The following is a 19,306-nucleotide window of genomic DNA, read 5'->3' on the forward strand; positions in this document are numbered from 1 at the left end:
TCTCAGGCCGCGCTACGCCGACCGCTTCACCGCCTCGCGTCCCGCCGCCACATCGAACCGGCCGAGCATCGCCCTCGCCTGCTCGGCGCAGTGCTCGATCAGCCAGCGCTCCAACGCGACCGGCGCGAGCGCGGGGGCGTAGAGGAAGCCTTGCACGACGTCGCAGCCGAGCTCGGCCAGCGTCCTGCGCTGGCCTTCGGTCTCGACGCCTTCGGCGACGACGGTCATGCCGAGGCCCTGGCCGACACGGACCACGGCGGTGGCGATCGCGAGCGCGCCCACGTCCTTCTCGATGTCGCGCATGAAGCTGCGGTCGATCTTGAGCTCGCGGATCGGCAGATGGGCGAGACGGCTGAGGCTGGAATAGCCGGTGCCGAAATCATCGACCGAAAGCCCGACGCCGAGCTCGCGGATCGCGTTCATGGTCTCGAGCGCGGCGACGCTGTCCTGCATGAACGCGCCCTCGGTGATCTCGAGCATGAGGGCATCCGGCGGCAGATCGTGTTCGGCGAGGATATCCTTGAGCCGCGCGGCCAGCGTGACGTTGCGGAAGTTGATCGGCGACAGGTTCACCGAGACGCTGGGAATGTTGAGCCCGGCGCGGCGCCAGCTCGCCATCTGTCGGCAGGCCTCGCGCACCGACCACAGGCCGATCTGCTCGATCAGGCCGCACTCCTCGGCGAGCGGGATGAATTTTGCGGGCGAGACGTCGCCGAGCACGGCATCGTGCCAGCGCGCCAGCGCCTCGACGCCGTGGATGGCGCCGTCACAGCTGCGGATCTGCGGCTGATAGCTGAGGCTGAGCGCGCCCTCGGCGATGGCCTTGCGCAGCGCCGCGATCAGCGCCAGCCGCTGCTCGGCGAGGCCGTTCATCTCGACGCTGAAAATGCGATGGGTGGAGCGGCCGGCCTGCTTGGCCATGTACATGGCGGCGTCGGCCTGCTGCATCAGCGTGTCGATGTCGGTGGCGTGGTCGGGATAGAGGCTGATGCCGATGCTGGCCGACATCGGCATCAGTTTCGATCCGAGCCTCAAGGGTGCGGCCAACGCCTCCGTGATTCCTGACGCGACGCGCTCGGCGTCCTGCGCGTTACGCTTCGGCAGCAGGATGACGAATTCGTCGCCGCCGAGCCGTCCCAGCATGTCCTCGGGACCGATATGCTCGCGCAGGCGCTGCGCGAGCTGGATCAGCAGCTCGTCGCCGGCCGCGTGGCCGAGCGTGTCGTTGACGTCCTTGAAATGATCGACGTCGAGAAAGGCGAGCGCGACATGACTGCCGGTCGGGCAGGCATCGATCGCGGTGGTGATGAGATGGCGGAGCTGCGCGCGGTTCGGCAGGCCGGTGAGGATGTCGTGATAGGCAAGCCGCGCGATCTCGGCGCGCGCCTCCTTGCGCTCGATCGCGAAGGCGCCAAGATCGACGCAGGCGTCGACGATGCGGCGGTGCCAGTTGCTCGGCGCGCGCGGCTCGCGGAAATAGAAGGCGAAGGTGGCGATGACCCGGCCATCCTTGGCCTTGATCGGCGTCGACCAGCAGGCGCGCAGGCCGACTTCGAGCGGGCGGGTCTTGTAGGGCTGCCAGCGCGGATCGGTGTCGAGATCTTCCGCCAGCACCGGCTCGCCGTAGAAGGCGGCGGTGCCGCAGGAGCCGACATCGGGACCGATCGCGATGCCGTCCAGTGCGCGGGAATAATCCTCGGGCAGGCTCGGTCCGCCGAGCGGATGGACCAGGCCGGCGGCATCGACGTGAAGCAGCGAGCAGACGACGTCAGGCGCGATCTCCTCGACGCGGCGGCACAGCCGGTCGGCGATATCGGTGATCGGAACCTCATCGGCAAGCGCGCTCATGATGAGCTGCTGGAGCGAGCGCAGCTGCTTGGTCTCGGTGATGTCCTCGAGCAGCGCGAAGATGTGCCTGACCCGCCCCTTCTTGTCGCGGAAGGCGTCGATGCGGGCGCTGACCCAGATCTCCTCGCCGTGCTTGTTGTAGACCAGCGTCTCGATTTCGCCGCGCGGGCCGCCGGCCATCAGGCGCCTGACGAGCTTTGCGACGGCATTGCGATCGGTGTGACAGCCGGCGATGAGCTCGCCGGCGCGGCGGCCCTCGGCCTGGTCGCTGCTGTAGCCGAACAGTGTCGTGAAGGAGGAATTGACGTAGACGATGTTCTGCTCGACATCGGTGATGATCACCGCGCGATTGGTCTGGTCGGAGACGGCGTGGAGCAGCCCGATCCTGACACGGCGTTCGGCGTCGGCGGTGACATCGCGCGCGAACACGATGCGATGGGCGGTTCCGCCGACGGTCGCGGGCGACATCGAGACGAGCGCCTTGATCCGGCTGCCGTCGCGGCGCACGAGGCTGATCTCGCCACGGAAGTCCGGGGCGGCGTCGGCATGAAGGCATTTGAGCGCGAGAATGCCGGCATCGCGGCCGAGCACCTCACTTCGCGCGAGCTTCCAGATCCGCTCCGCGGCGCCGTTGAAATGCGTGATGCGATGCGCCGCGTCGACGATGACGATGCCATCGTCGGCGCATTCGAGCGCGGCGCGCAGCACATCCGGAATTTCGGTCACAACACAATCGGAAGCGGACATCGTCTGACCCGGCGGGGATCGGGAAAATGCGGCAATCAGCCCGAGGTTAACGCTTTGATGGTGTCCAAGACGTTTTTGCGACCCGCCGTCAGCCGCCCAACATGCGACATGCTTAACGTTCCGCGAAAGCTGCGAAGATATCTTGATGTTCGGGGAACCTATTCGGCGCCGGTTCCCGCTCGCACCCTGTGCAACTGACCGGCCACGGCCCGCACCTTGCGCGGCGCTGCCTGCCAGATCGCGAGCGCCGACAATCCGCTCACGAGGATGGCGATGCCGAAGGCGAGTGTGTAGTCGCCGGCGCGATCGTAAAGAAACCCGGTCACCCACGGTCCCGCCGCGCCGCCAGCCAGCGCCGCCAGCATGATCGTGCCAAAAATGCTGCCCTGGTGCCTGCCCTGGAAGATCTCGAACACCACTGCGCCCATGATCGAGGTGAGGCCGTAGCCGAGCGCGCCTTGCGTGAACACCATGATGTAGACGAGCCACAGCGAGGGCTGGAACTTCAGCGCCATCAGCGCCGCGAAGCAGATCGCGAAGCCGACACAGCTGATCGCCCAGACCCATTCCCGCCCGATCCGGTCGGAGACGTGGCCGAGCCATATCTGGCCGGGAATGCCGAGCAGGCTGACAATGCCGAGCGCCCACACCGCGACGGAAGGGCTGAAGCCGATATCGAGCAGGAATTTGGTCTGATGCACCTGCACCGCGTACCAGATGTAAAGGCCGCAGAAATAACCGAGCGCGATCCACCAGAAGCGCGCGGTCGCAACCGCGCGCTTGAGCGTCCACTCGGTCGCGACCCAGGCGGGATCGACGACGTTCGAGACCAGCTTGGCGGCGCCGGACGCCGGCGCAGCGTCGCCATCGGGCTGAAGGCCGATATCCTCGGGGCGCTTGTGCAGCAACAGGTTGATCGGCGCCAGCACGATCAGGAGCAGCAGGCCCATCGCCGTGCAGGCGGTGCGCCAACCGGTCTGCTCGATCATGTGCTGGACCCATGGCAGCAGCGTCACCGAGCCAAGGCCGACGCCGGCAAAAGCAATGCCGATGGCAAAGCCGCGCTTGCGGATGAACCAGTTCGGCAGGAACAGCGATTGGCCGGAATAGCCGAGACACACGCTGCCGGCGCCGACCATGACGCCGAGCGTCACATAGAGATGCCAGGGCACGCTGGTCAGCGGCGCCAGCAGCAGCCCGCCGCCCATGAGAACGACGCCGAGCTCCATCACCGCGCGGGGACCGGCGCGGTCCATCAGCCGGCCGATCAGCGGGCTCGCCACGGCAGAGGCCACGAAGCCGAACGAGAACGCGCCCGCGGTGACGCCGCGCTCCCAGCCGAACTCGGAGATGATCGGCGGAAAGAACAATGAGAATGCGGTGCGCGCGTTGACGCCGATCGCCATGGTGACGAAGGTCACGGCGACCACGACCCAGCCGTAGAAGAACCGAAGCCGCATGGTGTGTTTCATCCCTGGACGATCCTACCGACCATCCGGGGATACGCAGGTCAAGCGATTTTCGCGCATGCGCGCTCGGCGCAGGTCAATCGCTCTGAACATTCACATGCGGTCGTCATGCCCGGGCTTGTCCCGGGCATCCACGTTCTTTGTGCTGTGGCGAAGGCGTGGATGGCCGGGCCATAGGCGAGCGGAAGCGACGCCGTCCTTCGGACGGCTATGCCCGGCCATGACGCTGTGGAAGCGAGGCGCGCTCAGGCGGCGTCGCGCTGCGTCGTGCGAACGGGCACGTCGAATTCGATCTGGTCGACCGGCACCGGCCTGCCGAACAGGTAGCCTTGCGCAAAGTTGACACCGAGCGCGGTCAGCCGCTCGAATTCCTCGGCTGTCTCGACGCCTTCGGCGGTGACCGACATGTCGAGCCCGCGCGCCAGCGTCACGATCGAGGAGATGATGGCGGATGAGCGTGGCTGGTGCGTGAGGTTGCGGATGAAGGACTTGTCGATCTTGATCTTGTCGAACGGGAATGCGGTGAGATAGCTCAGCGACGAATAGCCGGTGCCGAAATCGTCGAGCGCGAGCTCGATGCCGATGCTCTTCAGCCGCTCCATGAAGGCGTGGTTCTCGACACCGCGCTCCAGCAGTACCGATTCCGTGATCTCGATTTCGAGCCGCTGCGGCGGCAGGCCGGAGTCGGCGAGCGCGGCGCAGATCATCTCGAACAGCTCGGCTTCCTTGAACTGGATCGGCGACAGGTTGACCGCGACCATCAGATTGGAGGGCCAGCCGGCCGCATCGGCGCAGGCGCGCCGCAGCACGAATTCGCCGAGCGGCACGATCAGCCCGGTCTCTTCGGCAAGCGCAATGAACTGGTCGGGCGGGATCAGGCCGCGGCTCGGATGCCGCCAGCGCACCAGCGCCTCAAAGCCGCGGCGCGCGCCGGTGAGCGCATCGACGAACGGCTGATAGTGCACTTCGAGCTGGCATTGCGCGATGGCATCGCGCAAATCGCCTTCCAGCGTGTTGCGCGCCTCGAGCTCGGCCGACATCGCCTCGTCGTAGACGGTGTAGCAGTTGCGGCCCGCCGATTTCGAACGGTACAGCGCAAGGTCGGCCTTCTTCAGGAGCTGCTCCTGGTCGCTGCCGTGATCCGGCGCGATCGCAATGCCGATGCTGGTGCCGATCTCGACGCGATGGCCGGGCAGCAGGAACGGCTCGGCCACGAGCTTGGCGATCCGCGCTGCGAGCTCGGTCGCGCAGGCGCGCTGGTCCTCGCTCCCTTCCTGGATGATGGCGAACTCGTCGCCGCCGAGCCGCGCCAGCACGTCGCCGGCGCGCAATGCGGATCTCAGCCGCTGCGCCACCTGGCGCAGCAGCACGTCGCCAGCGCCGTGACCGAGGGAATCGTTGACGTTCTTGAAGCGGTCGAGATCGAGCATCAGGATCGAGAAGGCCGCGCCGGCATCGTCGAGCTGGCCGTTGAGCTCGTCGAGCCGGGCGAGGAAGAAGGCGCGGTTGGGCAAGCCGGTCAGGATGTCGGTCTGGGCGAGCTCGAGCACGCGCTGGTTCGCCAGCGACAGCCGTCGCGAATTGCGGCTGGCGAGCATCAGATAGGTCGACAGCGACAGCGTGAGCAGCAAGCCGACGATGAGGACCGCGGCCGCGCGGTCATAGACCGTCTCCAGCGCGCCGCCGGCCGTCGGCATGGCGCGCACCTGCCAGTCGGTGTCCCCGATCTTGAGACCGCCCGACCAGTGCAGCATCCGCGCGACGTCGCGCATCGACTGCGGCGCGGTGGCGGCCGACGAGAAATCCGGCAGCATGTACTCGAGGCTGACGATCTGCCCCGTGAAGGGCGGATAGACGTTGACGCTCACCGCAGGACTTGCGCCGGTGGTCACGCGAATGGTGTGGAGCAGCAGAGGCAGGTCGAAGACGCCGACGACGAAGCCGGTGAGATTGCGGCGCCGGTCCGCGACCGTCTCGCGCGACGTGCCCTTGGCATAGACGGGAAGCGCCACGAGCACGTCGGGCAGCCGGCCGCCCTCCTTCGGCTCGAACAGGCGCGTGCGAATGGCGGCGACCCGGTCGTTGTCGCGCGCCCGCTCCAGCGCCGCACGGCGCTCCGGGATGGTCGCGTAGTCCATGCCATAGACCTGCGAGGTCTTCGGCTGGGTCGAGTAGAACACCGGGAAATATTCGTCACCCTGCGGCGCGGTCGCGAGGGCCTCGCCCTGAAGCGACTTGACGCGATAGCCGGACACCCCGTCCGTGATCGCGGCAGCCTCGTATTCGGCGCGCTCCTTGCGGTTGACGCGCGGCAACCATGCGATGCGCAGCATGCCAGGATGGCGCTCGAACAGGCGGGCGCTGAAGGTCTCGAATTCGCTGCGGGTGATGTCCTCGTTGGTGGATTCGAACAGCGTACGCAGCGCGACCAGCCGCGAGATATACTCGCTCATGCCGTTCTGCATGACGATGGCTTCGGTCTCGGCCGCGTTCTCGAACTCGATCCGGTTGACGCGGCCTTCCCAGCGCGCGACGGCGGCGGCGCCCACGATCGAGAACAGAAGCCCGACGGCGACGGCGACGAGCGCAGGGCGATAGAGCCCGAGCAGCGGCGCGGCACGCCACCATCCGGTCACACGCTTCCGATCCTGATCGTTCTGATCGCGACCGCCCATCTTGATCCCGCAAGTCCCCCTCGGCGCGCCGGTGCGAACTTCTGGTTGAGCCGCCGGCGCGACTATCGGACAAGGATCGCGGTTAAGAACTGGACAATATCGGAACCCGCGTGGTCCGCATCACGCGGCTTAGTTAACGATTGCCCCCGCAAGTTTCGGCAGTCTGGACATAACTTGCCGGTTTTCCCCGGAGTCATATGGACTCGCTGGTCATCGAGCGGTTAGCGACCTGTTCAGGGCCGCAGACTTATCTTTCCACCAAGCGCATTCAGCATCCGGCAAAGCATCCTCATGACACAATCGCGATCCGCGACATCTGTCGCCCTGGCCATCGCATGGCTGGCCGCGCTGATGCTTCCGGCGAGGTGCGAGGAGGCCGGCGTCAGCGAGGACGCGATCCTGTTCGGCCAGGCCGCCGCTCTCGAAGGCCCCTCCTCCGCGCTCGGACAGCGCATGCGGCAAGGCATCGTCGCGGCGTTCACCGAGATCAACGCCAAGGGCGGCGTTCATGGCCGCAAGCTCCAGCTCATCAGCCGCGACGACGGCTACGATCCCGACCGCTCGACGGCGCAGACGCTGCGCCTGATCGACGAGGACAAAGTGTTCGCACTGATCGGCGCGGTGGGAACGCCGACCGCGATGGCGACGATCCCGATCACCAGCACCAGGAACATTCCCTTCATCGGCCCGTTCAGCGGCGCCGAATTCTTGCGCGACCTCGAGCTCGCCAACGTCGTCAATATCCGCGCCAGCTATGGCGCGGAGGCCGAGGCCTGGATCAAGCACCTCACGGAGGATCGCCACTTCGCCCGCATCGGCATCTTCTACCAGGACGATTCCTTCGGCCGCGACGGTCTTGCCGGCGTGAAGCGCGCGCTCGCCAAGCGCGGGCTCGAGCTCGCCGCCGAAGGCACCTTCGAGCGCAACACCCGCGCGGTCGGCTCGGCCTGGCGCACCATCAAGCGCGCCGAGCCCGAGGCCATCGTCATGGTCGGCACCTACGGTCCCTGCGCGGAGTTCATCAAGCTCGCGCATCGCAGCGGCTCCTACCCGACCTTCGTCAACGTCTCCTTCGTCGGCGCCAATGCGCTCGCCAAGGAGCTCGGCCCCGAGGGCGAGGGCGTCATCGTCTCACAGGTCGTGCCGTTTCCCTGGGACCACTCGCTCAAGCTCGTCGCCGACTACCAGGCGGCACAGAAGGCGATCGACCCGACGCTGACGCCGGATTTCGTGTCGCTCGAAGGCTACCTCTCCGGCCGCCTCGCCGCCGCAGCGCTGGAAAATGCCGGACCGCAACCGACGCGCGCGGGCCTGCTACGCGCCATCAACGATGTCGGCCGCTTCGACATCAGCGGCAGCATCGTCACCGTCGGCGTGCGCGCACTCGACACGCCACCAAAAGTGTTCTTGACGGTGATCGAGAAGGACGGGACATTCAAGGCGGTGGATCGGCTGTAGGGGTTAATGAGATTGAGACTCCACTAGCGCACCGATGAAGGTGCGAACGGAGAGAGCGGCACTTGTTGGCGAGAGGGGCGTTAGGGCCGCCGCGTCCAGCGGTCGGCGTTGACGGCGCCCTGAGGCACCTCGCCTTTGACGATGGCCTCCACCTGCCGCACGGTTTCCAGCGACTGGTATTCGATCGCCTGCGGCGTCAGGCCGCCGACGTGAGGCGTCGCGATGACGTTTGGCAGCTTCGCGAGGTCCGGCGTCGGCATCTGGTCGGGCGCGCGGCCGACATCCATCGCCGCGCCGGCGATGCGGCCCTCGAGAAGCGCCTTCGCGAGCGCGGCCTCGTCGACGAGATTGCCGCGGGAGAGATTGACGAAGATGGCATGCTTCTGCATGCGCGCGAGCGCGGCCTCGCCGATCAGGTTCTCGGTCTGCTCGTTGGCGATCGCAAGGCAGACAACATAGTCTGACGCGGCGAGGAGCTCGTCGAGGCTGACGTGCCGGATCGCGCTGTCGCTGACATCAGCGAAGGGATCGGCGACCAGCACCTCCATGCGCAGCACCTTTGCGATCTCGGCGAGATAACGCCCGATGCTGCCATAGCCGATGATGCCGATGCGGCTGCCGGCGAGCTGGCGGCCCATCCGCGCTTCCGGCTTGCGGCCGGCCTGGTAGTCGGCGGTGGTCCGCGACACGCCGCGGGAGAGATCGACCATGAAGCCGAGCGCGAGCTCGGCGACGGCCTGCACGAAGCCGGGCCCGGCGCGGGTCACGAGCACGCCGGCGTTCGAGGCCGCTTCCACATTGACGTTGCGGATATCGACGGCGCAGCGGACGAAGGCGCGCAGGCGCGGGAGCTGCGCAAAGATCTCGCCGCGTCCCTCGGTCATGCGATCGGCGACGATGATGTCGGCATCTTTTGCTGCGCGCGCGAGCCCGGTTGCGTCCAGAGTCTCGTCGCTCTCGTGCAGGATCACCTCGGCGGCCGCGCGCAGGCCGTTCAAGCTGCGATCGCCGTAGTAATTGCGCCGCATCTCCGGCGTGTGCGCGAGCAGGACCTTCACGACAAGACTCCTTCAGTAGCCGAATGCCCGCGGCAGAGCGGTCGAGAGCCATGGCACGAAGGCGATGACGAGCAGGCAGAGGAACAAGAGGCCGAGATAGCCCATGATCGGCTTCACGGTCTGCTCGATCGGCACGTTGCCGATCAGGCAGGCGCCGTAGAGCCCGAGCCCGAGCGGCGGGGCGAACAGGCCGATGCCCATCGCGATGACGAGCACCACGCCGAAATGCAGGGGATCGACGCCGAGCTGCACCGCGACCGGCAGCAGCAGCGGCCCAAAGATGATCAGCGCGGCCGCGCCTTCCAGCACCGAGCCCATCACGATCAGCACGGCGATGGCGAGCAGGATGAACAGCCAGACGCCGGAGGTCTTGGAGAGGCCGAGCATGAAATCGCCGACCGCATGCGGCACCTGCTGCAAGGTCAGCGTGAACGCCAGCGACTGCGCAGCGGCAACGATGAACAGCACCAGACCCGCACGCGTTGCCGCCTGGACGAAACTGTGCGCGGCCGATCTGAAGCCGAGCTCGCGGAACACCACGCTGCCGACGACGAGCGCATAGGCGACCGCGAAGGCCGAGATTTCCGTGGCCGTGGCAAAGCCGCTCTTGAAGCCGAAGAAGATCATGAAGATCAGGCCGAACGAGGCGATCGCGCCGCTCCAAAGGCCCGACACCGGCGCCTGCGGCGCGATGTCCTCGGCGTCCGCCGGCGGCTTGCCGAAGATGATGGAGACCGCGATCAGCACCAGCGCCATCAGCGCGGCAGGCAAGAGCCCGGCCATGAACAGGCCGCCGATCGAGAGGTTCGCGACGAAGCCGAGGATGATCAGGTTGATGCAGGGCGGAATGGTTTCCGCCATCACTGCGGACGCCGCCAGCAGCGCGACCGCACCGCCCGGATTCTGCTTCGAGCGGCGCGCGGCGGGGATCAGCACCGAGCCGACCGCGGCGACGTCGGCCATCTTCGAGCCTGAGATGCCCGAGAACAGCACCATCGAGGCCACCATCACGACGTTGAGGCCGCCGCGCATGCGTCCCACCGCGCGCTGCAACAGCTCGATCAGGCGCACCGACATGCCGTTGGCTTCCATGAGGTAGCCGACGAGGATGAAGAAGGGAATCGCGAGCAGCACGAAATTGTCGATGCCGCGCGCCATCTGCTGGGCGAAGATGACGCCGGGCAGCGCGCCCTCGACCCAGATGAAGATCAGCGCGGCCAGCGCCAGCGCAAAGCCGATCGGCAGGCCGCCGAACAGCGTTGCGAAGAAGCCGATCAGCATCAGCGTGCCCGCCGAGGGCACCGACGACGGCGAGAGGTAATCCCAGGCGAGATAAAGGCCGGTGACGATGACGATCGCAGTGAGGCCCCTGACGATGTCGGGAAGCGGCCTTGCGCAGAGATGGTCGATCGCGAACACCGTCATGAACAGGGCGCCGACGCCCATCGGGTAGAAGGTCAATTCCAGCGGCAGGCCTGAACCGGTGGTCTGGCCGGCCGTGAGCGAGCCAAGCTTGATCGCGTTGTAGGCGACATAGCCGGAGATCAGCACGATCAGCAGCGCGCTCGCGGCATCGACCAGCGTGCGCAGCCGCACCGGCAGGAGGTCGCGGAAGAAGGACACGCCGACATTCTCGCCACGCGCGAGCGCGCTCGCCGCGCCGAAGAAGGCCGAGCCGACCATCAATCCGCGCGCGACATCGTCCGACCACTCGACCGGCGCGTTGAAGAAGAAACGCAGCAGCACGGAGGCGCACACCACGACGAGATCGGCGGCGAGCAGGATGGCCGCAATCGCGTCGCTGACGCGAAGCAGCAGGGTGATGCTCCCGTGGCGGCCGCCCGAGACGGGCACGGCGGCGGTCATCGTCATCTCAGGCTTGCGTCGCGCGGATCATGTCGATGACCGGCTTGGATTCCGGCCGTGCCTTGACGAAGTTCTCGATCTGCGGCGCGACGCGCTTCTTGAAGGCCTCGCGGTCGCATTCGGCGACCGTCACGCCCTTCTCGGTCAGGGCCGCCAGCGCCTCCTTCTCGACCGCGAGCCCATGGGCGCGGGTGTCGGCCGCGGCCTTCTTGGCGGCATCGAGGAAGCCTTCGCGCAGCTTCGGATCCATGCGGTTATAGGTCATGTCGCTGAAATAGATCGCGAGCGGCGAGAAATTGTGCTGCGTCAGCGCGTAGAACTTTGAGGTTTCGAAGAACTTGCTGGCGAGGATCGTCGGCGGATCGTGCTCGAGGCCATCGAGCACGCCGGCCTGCAAGGCCGTGTAGATCTCGCCGAAGGCCAGCGGCGTCGCGGCGGCGCCCATCAGGCGCAGGCATTCGGTGATGACGGGATTGGGCAGGGTGCGAATCTTGAGACCGGCGAGATCCTCCGGCGTCTTCACCGGCTTCTTCGCCAGCACGCTGCGCGAGCCGAAATTATAGGCCCAAGCGATGATGCGGATGTTGCCGCCCTTGAGCAGTGCGTCCTCGATCGGCTTGGCCGCGCCGGAATCGAACGCCTTGGTCTGTTGCGGGAAGCTCGAGAACAGGAAGCCGAGGTCGAAGGTGCCGACCAGCGGCACCAGGTTGGCCGAGATCGACGAGCCCGACACCATGAGGTCGATGACGCCGAGCTTCACCGAGTTGATGACGTCGATCTCCTGGCCGAGCTGGTTGTCCGGGAAGAAGGCGACCTCGACCTGCTCGCCGAGGCCGTTGCCCTTCAGATTCTTGACGAGATTGTCGTAGTAGACGCGGCCGTTGGCGTATTTGGGATCGTTCGGCAGCGAGGAGGAGCATTTCAGCTTCAGCGTCGCAGCTTCTGCACGGCCGATGATGGCGGGAGAGAGCACGAGGCCGGCGGTGACCGCCGCCGATGACTTGATGAACGCGCGACGGTTCACGGGCACGATGGTCATGGTGCGGTCTCTCCCAAGCATTCTTGTTTACGGCCGCGATCGTTGTCGCGGCCTGTTGCGCAGACTGTATGGCCAAAGCGACGGGGCAGGCAAGGGTTGGGCCCGGACCTCGCAAAGCCGCGCGAGGCACATGCCGACGGCACAGGCGCGCAGCGAAACGGTCATGTTTTGCGGGATTCGCGATGCGGATGGGCCCACGGCGCGGGACGCGAGAGAGCACGCCATGCAGCGGCGGGGATCAATCCAATTGGCGCATGGATCAATGCGCAATTCACATGGATGGCGCCAGAACGATGCTTCCCGCTCCGGCAGACGCCCTGCCCCATTTTGCCGCAGCGGGCAGCGTGATCCAGCGCACAGACAGTGTCATGGCACAGACGTAGAAAAGGTGACATCATCGCGCGCATTGCCGATGGAGGTGACACCATGCGCCGTCCAGTCCTTTGCAATTTGCTTCTTGCATCCGGCCTTCTTGCATTCACGCAATTGATGACACCGACGGAGGCCGCGGCCGAAGCAAGGCTCGCGCTCGTGATCGGCCAGTCCGCCTATCGCACCGTGCCGGAACTGCCCAATGCCGCCAACGACGCCAAGGGCATGACCGAGCTGCTCGGCAATGCCGGCTTCACCGTCACCACGGCAGCCAATCTCGGTCAGAACGAGATGCGCGCGGCGATCTCGGATTTCGCCGGCAAGGTCAGCGCCAGCGGCGCCGACACCGTCGCGCTGGTGTTTTATGCCGGCCATGGCCTGCAGATCGACGGCGAGAACTATCTGGTGCCCGTCGACCTCGACCCCAAGCGCGAGGCCGACATTCCGCTCCAGGGCGTGCGGCTCAACGACCTACTCAACACGCTCGGCGCGCTGCCGACGCGGGCGCGCATCTTCATGCTGGACGCCTGCCGCAACAATCCGTTCCCCGCGCTCAGCGGCGCCGGCCACGGGCTTGCGATCGTCGACACCAAGGCCGGCGCGCCCGGCTCGTTCATCTCCTATTCGACCTCGCCGGGCGCGGAAGCCGAGGATGGCAACGGCATCGACAGCCCCTACACCACGGCCGCGCTGGCCATCGCTAAGCAGCCGAACCTGCCGATCGAGGAAGTGTTCAAGCGCATCCGCGTCGCGGTGGCGCAATCGACCGACGGACGGCAGATCCCCTGGGAAAGCTCCTCGCTGACGACCGATTTCAGGTTCTTCGGCGGCGAGAGCAGTTCGTCGTCCCTGCCGGGCGCATCATCGATGGCGCTCGCCAGCGGCACACGCAGCGTCGAGGACTGGCGCAAGGATTTGCAGGGCAAGGACGCCAAGGCGGCCTATGAGATCGTGATCGCTGACGACACCGTGCAGGCCTATCAAGCCTATATCGAGCTCTACGCTCAGGACGCCCGCACACCGCGCTTGCGCACCGTGCTGGAGCGTCGGCGCCAGATGCTGGCCTGGGAGCGCGCCACCGCCATCAACACCCGCGCCTCGTTCGAGGCCTATCTCGCCAACTGGGACAACAGCGACCTGGCTGCTACCGCGCGCAGGCTGCTGCTCCGGGTTCAGAACCGCAACTATGCCTTGCCGGTCGCGGCCGCGGCGGCCCCTGCCCCGATCGCCGTCGCATTGGCGCCGACCTGCCCGTGCTCGACGCCGACGGGCCCGGCTTCGCCGGTCAACCCCGACGTGGCGCCCATCATCAAGAAGCGCGTCGACGACACGCCGCCAAAGCGCAAGGTCGACGAGACACCGCCGAAGCGCAAGGTGGTCGAGACACCGCCGAAGCCGCGCCGGCCGCCGCCCGACGAAGTGGTCTACGAGCGCGCACCACCGCCGGATCGCGGCCCACCGCCCGGCGCCATCATGCAAGGCATCGGCATTGGGATCGGCATCGGCATGGGCATGGGTGGCGGCCGCGGCGGCGACTACCACAACGACCGCGGCCGGTACTGAGGCAGTCCACCGCACTGCGAAGAATGTCCGCAAGCCCATGGCTTGCGGACATTCTTGTTGATGACGGAGAAGTGGCTCGATCCGCCGCTCTCCTCTCCGGAAATGCTGTAGTCTGATCGGCCACCGCCAGCCTTTCCGGAGACGACCCATCAATGCCGCACGACGCTCACGCCAAGGGATCATCGAAGCACGCCTGGCCGCTGTTCAGCTCGCTCGCGTCCTACGCCCTGCCCGGCGATCTGATGGCGGGGCTGACGCTGGCGGCGATCGCGATCCCCGAGCAGATGGCGACCGCGCGGCTCGGCGGTTTTGCGCCGCAGATCGGCTTCTTCGCCTTCATGGCGGGCTCGCTGGGATTTGCGCTGCTCGGCGGCAACCGCTTTCTGTCCTGCGGCGCCGATTCCACGATCACGCCGATCTTCGCCGGCGGACTCGCTGCGCTGGCTGCGGCCGGTACGCCGGAATATCAGGGCCTCGCGATCGCGCTGGCGCTGATGGTCGGCGCGATGATGCTGGCGGGCGGCGCATTCCGGCTCGGCGGCATCGCCAATTTGTTGTCGGTGCCGGTCATGGTCGGCTTCCTCGCCGGCATCTCCGTCCACATCATCGTGTCCCAACTGCCGGGTGTGCTCGGGCTTCCATCGCCGAGCGGGCCGACGCTCGATCGCATCGGCGTGCTCGCAAGCGAGATCGGCCGAACCAATCCCATCACGTTCTGCATCGGCTTCGGTGTGCTCGCCGTGGTCTTCATCTCCGAGAAGATCAGCGCGAAAATTCCGGGCGCACTGATCGGGCTGGTCGGCGCGACGCTGGCCACGATCGCGCTCGGCCTCGAAAGCAAGGGCGTCAGCGTCGTCGGCAGCGTGCCCGGCACGTTGCCGCGGCCGACCTTCCCCGAGCTTGCGCCGGAGCTGTGGGTGCGGCTGGTGCCACTCGCCTTCGTCATCACGGTCGTGGTGATGGTGCAGACCGCCGCGACGACGCGCTCGTTCCCGTCCGATCCTGATCAGCCGGCCGATGTCGACCGCGATTTCCTCGGCGCGGGGGCCGGCAGCGTCTTGGCCGGCCTGTTCGGCGCATTTCCGGTCAATGCCAGCCCGCCGCGGACGGGCATCGTCGCCGAGACCGGCGGGCAGTCGCAGCTTGCGGGCCTTGCCGCAGCAGTGATCGTGCTGGCGCTACTCGCGTTCGGCACCGGGCTGTTGCAGCACGTGCCGGACGCCGCGCTGGGCGGCATCCTGCTGTTCGTGGCGCTGCGCATCATCCGCGCCAAGCAGATCGCCACGATCTACCGGCAGTCGTTCGGCGAGTTCCTGCTGATCGTGGCCACCGCCGCGCTGATCATCGTACTGCCGATCCAGCAGGGCGCTTTCCTCGGCATCGCACTGTCGCTGCTGCACGGCATCTGGAGCACCACGCGCGCCAGGCTGGTCGAGTTCGAGCGCGTGCCGGGCACCACCATCTGGTGGCCGGCGCATCCGCACCTCCCCGGCGAGCGCATCGCCGGCGTTGCCGTGATCGGCCTGCAGGCGCCGCTGTCGTTTCTCAACGCGCCGGGTTTCCGCAGCGACGTGAGCAAGGTGCTCGGCACGGCGACGCCGCAACTCTTGGTGCTGGAGGCGAGCGGCATGGTCGAGATCGACTTCACCGCCGCGCAGATATTGCTCGACGTGTTCAAGGTATGCAGCGAACAGGGCGTTACCGTCGCGCTGGCGCGGCTGGAATCGGTGCGCGCGCAGGACGCGTTCGAGCGGTTCAGACTGTTCGATGCCCTGCCCCGCGAGCACGTCTTCCACAGCGTGGACGAGGCTGTGCGGAAGCTGGCGAAGTAACCGTTCTACGATGCCAATGTCGGATGATCCCGCTGCACCGTCTCGCGGATCCAGCTCGCGTGAATGGCGCGGAACAGGATCTGCGCGGTCTTGAGATCGCCAGCCGTCATGCAGAGATCGACGATGCGACGGACCGCGTCGTCGCGCATCAGGTCGTCCGAGATCTTCATCGCGATCTCCATCGCAACCTTGGCGGCGCGCTCGTAGCGTTCGCTGTCGCGCTTGTCGTTACGAGCCGAGCCGGCGGCGCTCGGAGCCGCAGCGTCACAGATCGCGCGGATGCGCGCGGCGGCCTCGATGTCACCGAGCGGTGCTTCGATCTCCTCGTCCCAGATGTCCTGTCGCGTCTTGCGCGCGAACCACGTCATCGCCCCACCATCCGCGATCTTCGAGCCGCCATATCGCCGCGCTTCAGCCTCCCCAGCATAGAGAGGCCGATCAATATCGGCGAGGCGATTTTTCCGCAGGATATTGACGTCTTCAGGACGTTCGGCGTGGTCCGATGGCCTCGAACTGCGCCTTCTGCTCGTCATTCAACGTGGCGTAGAAATCCTCCAGCGCCGCGCGCACCGACTTGACGCCATCGAGCATCACATCGAGCCGCTTGCGGACCGCGGCCATTCGCGCCGGCGGGGTCATCACCTCGCTTGGCTGGCAGGCCGACTTGAGCGATGCGCTGACTTTGGCGCTGGTATCCTGGAGCACCTGCAGTGCGGCGCGCTGCGTATCGTTGGGGTGAAGCCTCGCCTCGATGTCGGCGCCGGGCCAATCCAGCGCGGCAGACGCGCCGCAGGTCTGGATCAGCGATCCCCCACTGCCGCTAGAAGCTGTCGCGCGGCGCTGATCTTCGGCCAGGGCATTGAACCGCGCCTTCTGCTCGTCGGTGAGCGAGCCATAGAAGCTGTCGAGGGCGGGCTGAACGAGATCGACGGCTTTCACCATCGCCTCGACACGCTGCTGCATCGCCGCCAGCCGGCCGGGTGCCGTCGCTGCGACCTGCGACGGACAGGACGCGCGGATCAGCGCTGCAGCGTCAATCGAAGCATTGCCGAGCGCATCGAGATTGGCGCCTTGCGCCTCGGTCGGCTGCACCGCCGCGGCGATCTGATCGATCGGCAGACCGACGATCTCGCGGCGGTCGCTGCCGCAAAGCTGATCCAGCGCAACGCCTCGCGCTTGCCGTCGTCCCTGCGGGCGCTGCGGCAGATAGGCCGACAGTCCGTCATAGCCATAAGGTCCGAACAGGCCGGCATAGATGTCCGGATAGCCGTAGCCCCAGAAGCCGAGGCCGTCGCCCCAGATCGTGTAGTCGTAGAGATCGTTATAGGCGAACGGCCAGAACAGCGGTCCGACCCAGCCGTAACCGCCGCCCGCATGTTGCCACCATCCGCTGCTGGCGCCGTGCCAGCCGGCGAGCGCGGCCGCAGCCGTGATCTGGGCGCGCGCCGCCGGGTTGCCGATCAGGCGACCGTTGCGGAAAGCGCCGGAATGCGCGTTGAACGCGTTGCGGAAATGCGCAGGACGGACGGACGCATTGCGGATCTGACCGAAGTTGGGGCCGTGTCGGGCGCCGGTTGCAAACCGCATCGCGCGATGATGACCGCCACCATGTGCACGCCCGAAGCCGTGGCCGTGAAAATGGCCGCCGCCGTGATGGCCTCCACCATGCCCGCCGCCGTGACCTCCGCCATGGCCGCCGCCATGTCCGCCGCCGTGACCACCACCATGACCACCGCCGTGTCCGCCACCGTGTCCGCCCTTGCCCAGAGCCGTCCCTGCCAGCATGCAGGCAAGCGCCATCACGGCAATTGCAATGACCGGTCGCAACATCGCATCCTCCCGCAAAGCCGCGCCATTGAGGCATCGGAACTTGTCGGGAATTGGAACCGGCTTGGCCGCCGAAAGTTCCCGGGCCGCGCGCTACGCCTCCGGCACGATCTTGCCGGGGTTGAGGATGTTGAGCGGATCGAACGCCTGCTTCAGCGCGCGCATCGCTTCGATCGCCTCCAGACCGAGTTCCGCCTTGAGATATTTCTGCTTGCCCTGGCCGATGCCGTGCTCGCCGGTGCAGGTGCCGTCCATCGCCTGCGCGCGCTCGACGAGGCGATGCATGAACTCCTCGCCGCGCGCCATCTCGGCGGCGTCGTTGGTGTCGCAGACCAGCGAGCAGTGGAAATTGCCGTCGCCGACATGGCCGACGATCGGCGACAGCAGATTGAGGCGCTTGAGATCTTCCTCGGTCTCGCTGACGCAATCGGCAAGGCGCGAGATCGGCACGCAGACGTCGGTCGCAACCACGCCGATGCTGTCGCCGGGGCGCAGCGCCTTCACGGACCAATAGGCGTCGTGCCGCGCCTGCCACAGTTTTGTGCGGTCCTCCGGTTTAGTAGTCCAGGAGAAATCGCCACCGCCGCAGTCCCTGGCGATCTCGCCGAACGCCTTCGACTGCTCGGCGACCTCGACCTCGCTGCCGTGGAATTCCATCAACAGCAGCGGTGTCTCCGGCAGCGTCAGCTTGGAATAGGCGTTGCAGGCCTTCACCTGCGCGGTGTTGAGCAGCTCGATGCGCGCCACGGGAATGCCGGTCTGGATCGCGAGGATCACGGCCTGACACGCCCCGTGCACGGTCTCGAACGACACCGCGCCGGCCGCGATCGTGTCAGGGATGCCGCGGAGCCGGATTGTGAGTTCCGAGATGATGCCGAGCGTGCCCTCGGCGCCGACGAACAGATGCGTCAGGTCGTAGCCGGCGGAGGATTTCTTGGCGCGCGTGCCCGTGGTGATGATCTCGCCGTCGCCGCGGACGACCTTCAGCGCCAGCACGCTGTCGCGCATGGTGCCGTAGCGCACCGCGTTGGTGCCGGAGGCGCGGGTCGAGGCCATGCCGCCGAGCGAAGCATCCGCGCCGGGATCGATCGGGAAGAACAGGCCCTGGTCGCGCAGATGTTCGTTGAGCGCCTTGCGGGTGACGCCGGGCTGGATCACGCAGTCGAGATCCTCGGCATGCACGGCGAGCACCTTGTTCATGTCGCGCAGGTCGATCGAGATGCCGCCGGCGGGCGCGTTGACCTGGCCCTCGAGCGAGGTGCCGGTGCCGAAGGGAATGACGGGGACGCGATTCTTGGCGCAGATCCGCACCACGTCCTGGATGTCAGCGGTCTCCTGCGCCATCACCACGCCGTCCGGCGGCTGGTTGACGATCCACGTGGTGGTATGGCCGTGCTGCTCGCGGACGGCCTGCGAGGTGATGAGGCGGTTGCCGAAGCGCGCGGCAAGCTGCTCCAGCGCGCTTGCGAGGGCTTTCGGCTCGACCCGCGGCGGATTATTGGTGATGGTCGTACCCACGGACATTCCTCCCGACAGAAGAACCGTGGCAAAG

General features: G+C 66.8%; 12 protein-coding genes. 3 read left to right on the top strand and 9 right to left on the bottom strand.

All coding sequences use genetic code 11. From position 1 onward, the window contains the following. Positions 1 to 12 precede the first annotated feature (12 nt). The 3 genes from WN72_RS36720 to WN72_RS36730 form a co-directional block, all read right to left on the bottom strand. Positions 13 to 2,595, bottom strand: coding sequence for an EAL domain-containing protein (locus WN72_RS36720; RefSeq protein ID WP_092212601.1), 2,583 nt, complete (start codon positions 2,593 to 2,595; stop codon positions 13 to 15). A gap of 158 nt (positions 2,596 to 2,753) precedes the next feature. After that, positions 2,754 to 4,055 (bottom strand): MFS transporter, encoded by a 1,302-nt coding sequence (locus WN72_RS36725; RefSeq protein ID WP_092213056.1) that lies wholly within the window; start codon positions 4,053 to 4,055, stop codon positions 2,754 to 2,756. Between the two features lie 254 nt (positions 4,056 to 4,309). Then, positions 4,310 to 6,739: a bifunctional diguanylate cyclase/phosphodiesterase gene (locus WN72_RS36730; RefSeq protein ID WP_167380609.1), complete on the bottom strand. Its 2,430-nt coding sequence runs from the start codon at positions 6,737 to 6,739 to the stop codon at positions 4,310 to 4,312. Between the two features lie 291 nt (positions 6,740 to 7,030). Between WN72_RS36730 and WN72_RS36735 the strand changes: the two genes are divergently transcribed. Beyond that, positions 7,031 to 8,197, top strand: coding sequence for an ABC transporter substrate-binding protein (locus WN72_RS36735; RefSeq protein ID WP_027560561.1), 1,167 nt, complete (start codon positions 7,031 to 7,033; stop codon positions 8,195 to 8,197). Positions 8,198 to 8,277: 80 nt separating this feature from the next. Here the strand turns inward: WN72_RS36735 and WN72_RS36740 are convergent, their stop codons facing one another. From WN72_RS36740 to WN72_RS36750, 3 genes are read right to left on the bottom strand one after another with little or no spacing between them, the layout of a single operon-like run. Then, positions 8,278 to 9,255 carry a hydroxyacid dehydrogenase gene (locus tag WN72_RS36740; protein ID WP_092212605.1) on the bottom strand — a complete coding sequence of 326 codons (978 nt, stop codon included), beginning with the start codon at positions 9,253 to 9,255 and terminating at the stop codon, positions 8,278 to 8,280. 12 nt (positions 9,256 to 9,267) lie between these two features. Continuing rightward, on the bottom strand, positions 9,268 to 11,121 hold the full coding sequence (locus WN72_RS36745; protein WP_167380610.1) for a TRAP transporter large permease: 1,854 nt from the start codon (positions 11,119 to 11,121) through the stop codon (positions 9,268 to 9,270). 7 nt (positions 11,122 to 11,128) lie between these two features. Continuing rightward, a complete protein-coding gene (locus tag WN72_RS36750) occupies positions 11,129 to 12,160 on the bottom strand; it encodes a TRAP transporter substrate-binding protein (protein ID WP_092212609.1) in 1,032 nt (343 codons plus the stop codon). Between the two features lie 426 nt (positions 12,161 to 12,586). Between WN72_RS36750 and WN72_RS36755 the strand changes: the two genes are divergently transcribed. Both WN72_RS36755 and WN72_RS36760 read left to right on the top strand, forming a co-directional pair. Then, the gene (locus WN72_RS36755) at positions 12,587 to 14,095 is read left to right on the top strand and encodes a caspase family protein (RefSeq protein WP_027560565.1); all 1,509 of its coding nucleotides are present in this window, start codon (positions 12,587 to 12,589) and stop codon (positions 14,093 to 14,095) included. Between the two features lie 152 nt (positions 14,096 to 14,247). After that, positions 14,248 to 15,927 carry a SulP family inorganic anion transporter gene (locus WN72_RS36760; RefSeq protein ID WP_092212611.1) on the top strand — a complete coding sequence of 560 codons (1,680 nt, stop codon included), beginning with the start codon at positions 14,248 to 14,250 and terminating at the stop codon, positions 15,925 to 15,927. Positions 15,928 to 15,932: 5 nt separating this feature from the next. Here WN72_RS36760 and WN72_RS36765 read toward each other — a convergent pair whose 3' ends face one another. From WN72_RS36765 to WN72_RS36775, 3 genes are all read right to left on the bottom strand, one after another. Then, complete coding sequence (locus tag WN72_RS36765) at positions 15,933 to 16,295, bottom strand: hypothetical protein (RefSeq protein ID WP_092212613.1); 363 nt, start codon at positions 16,293 to 16,295, stop codon at positions 15,933 to 15,935. Positions 16,296 to 16,407: 112 nt separating this feature from the next. Further along, positions 16,408 to 17,757: a Spy/CpxP family protein refolding chaperone gene (locus WN72_RS36770; protein ID WP_092212615.1), complete on the bottom strand. Its 1,350-nt coding sequence runs from the start codon at positions 17,755 to 17,757 to the stop codon at positions 16,408 to 16,410. A gap of 90 nt (positions 17,758 to 17,847) precedes the next feature. Then, positions 17,848 to 19,272: an FAD-binding oxidoreductase gene (locus WN72_RS36775; RefSeq protein ID WP_092213058.1), complete on the bottom strand. Its 1,425-nt coding sequence runs from the start codon at positions 19,270 to 19,272 to the stop codon at positions 17,848 to 17,850. Positions 19,273 to 19,306 lie beyond the last annotated feature (34 nt).

Source organism: Bradyrhizobium arachidis (assembly GCF_015291705.1).
Lineage (GTDB): Bacteria > Pseudomonadota > Alphaproteobacteria > Rhizobiales > Xanthobacteraceae > Bradyrhizobium > Bradyrhizobium arachidis.

Excerpts from the sequence above, each read along its gene's own strand:
- WN72_RS36735 (WP_027560561.1), top strand. The coding sequence starts at position 7,031 with ATGACACAATCGCGATCCGCGACATCTGTCGCCCTGGCCATCGCATGG.
- WN72_RS36730 (WP_167380609.1), bottom strand. The coding sequence starts at position 6,739 with ATGGGCGGTCGCGATCAGAACGATCAGGATCGGAAGCGTGTGACCGGA.
- WN72_RS36760 (WP_092212611.1), top strand. The coding sequence starts at position 14,248 with ATGCCGCACGACGCTCACGCCAAGGGATCATCGAAGCACGCCTGGCCG.
- WN72_RS36745 (WP_167380610.1), bottom strand. The coding sequence starts at position 11,121 with ATGACCGCCGCCGTGCCCGTCTCGGGCGGCCGCCACGGGAGCATCACC.
- WN72_RS36755 (WP_027560565.1), top strand. The coding sequence starts at position 12,587 with ATGCGCCGTCCAGTCCTTTGCAATTTGCTTCTTGCATCCGGCCTTCTT.
- WN72_RS36770 (WP_092212615.1), bottom strand. The coding sequence starts at position 17,757 with ATGTTGCGACCGGTCATTGCAATTGCCGTGATGGCGCTTGCCTGCATG.
- WN72_RS36765 (WP_092212613.1), bottom strand. The coding sequence starts at position 16,295 with ATGACGTGGTTCGCGCGCAAGACGCGACAGGACATCTGGGACGAGGAG.
- WN72_RS36750 (WP_092212609.1), bottom strand. The coding sequence starts at position 12,160 with ATGACCATCGTGCCCGTGAACCGTCGCGCGTTCATCAAGTCATCGGCG.
- WN72_RS36720 (WP_092212601.1), bottom strand. The coding sequence starts at position 2,595 with ATGTCCGCTTCCGATTGTGTTGTGACCGAAATTCCGGATGTGCTGCGC.
- WN72_RS36725 (WP_092213056.1), bottom strand. The coding sequence starts at position 4,055 with ATGCGGCTTCGGTTCTTCTACGGCTGGGTCGTGGTCGCCGTGACCTTC.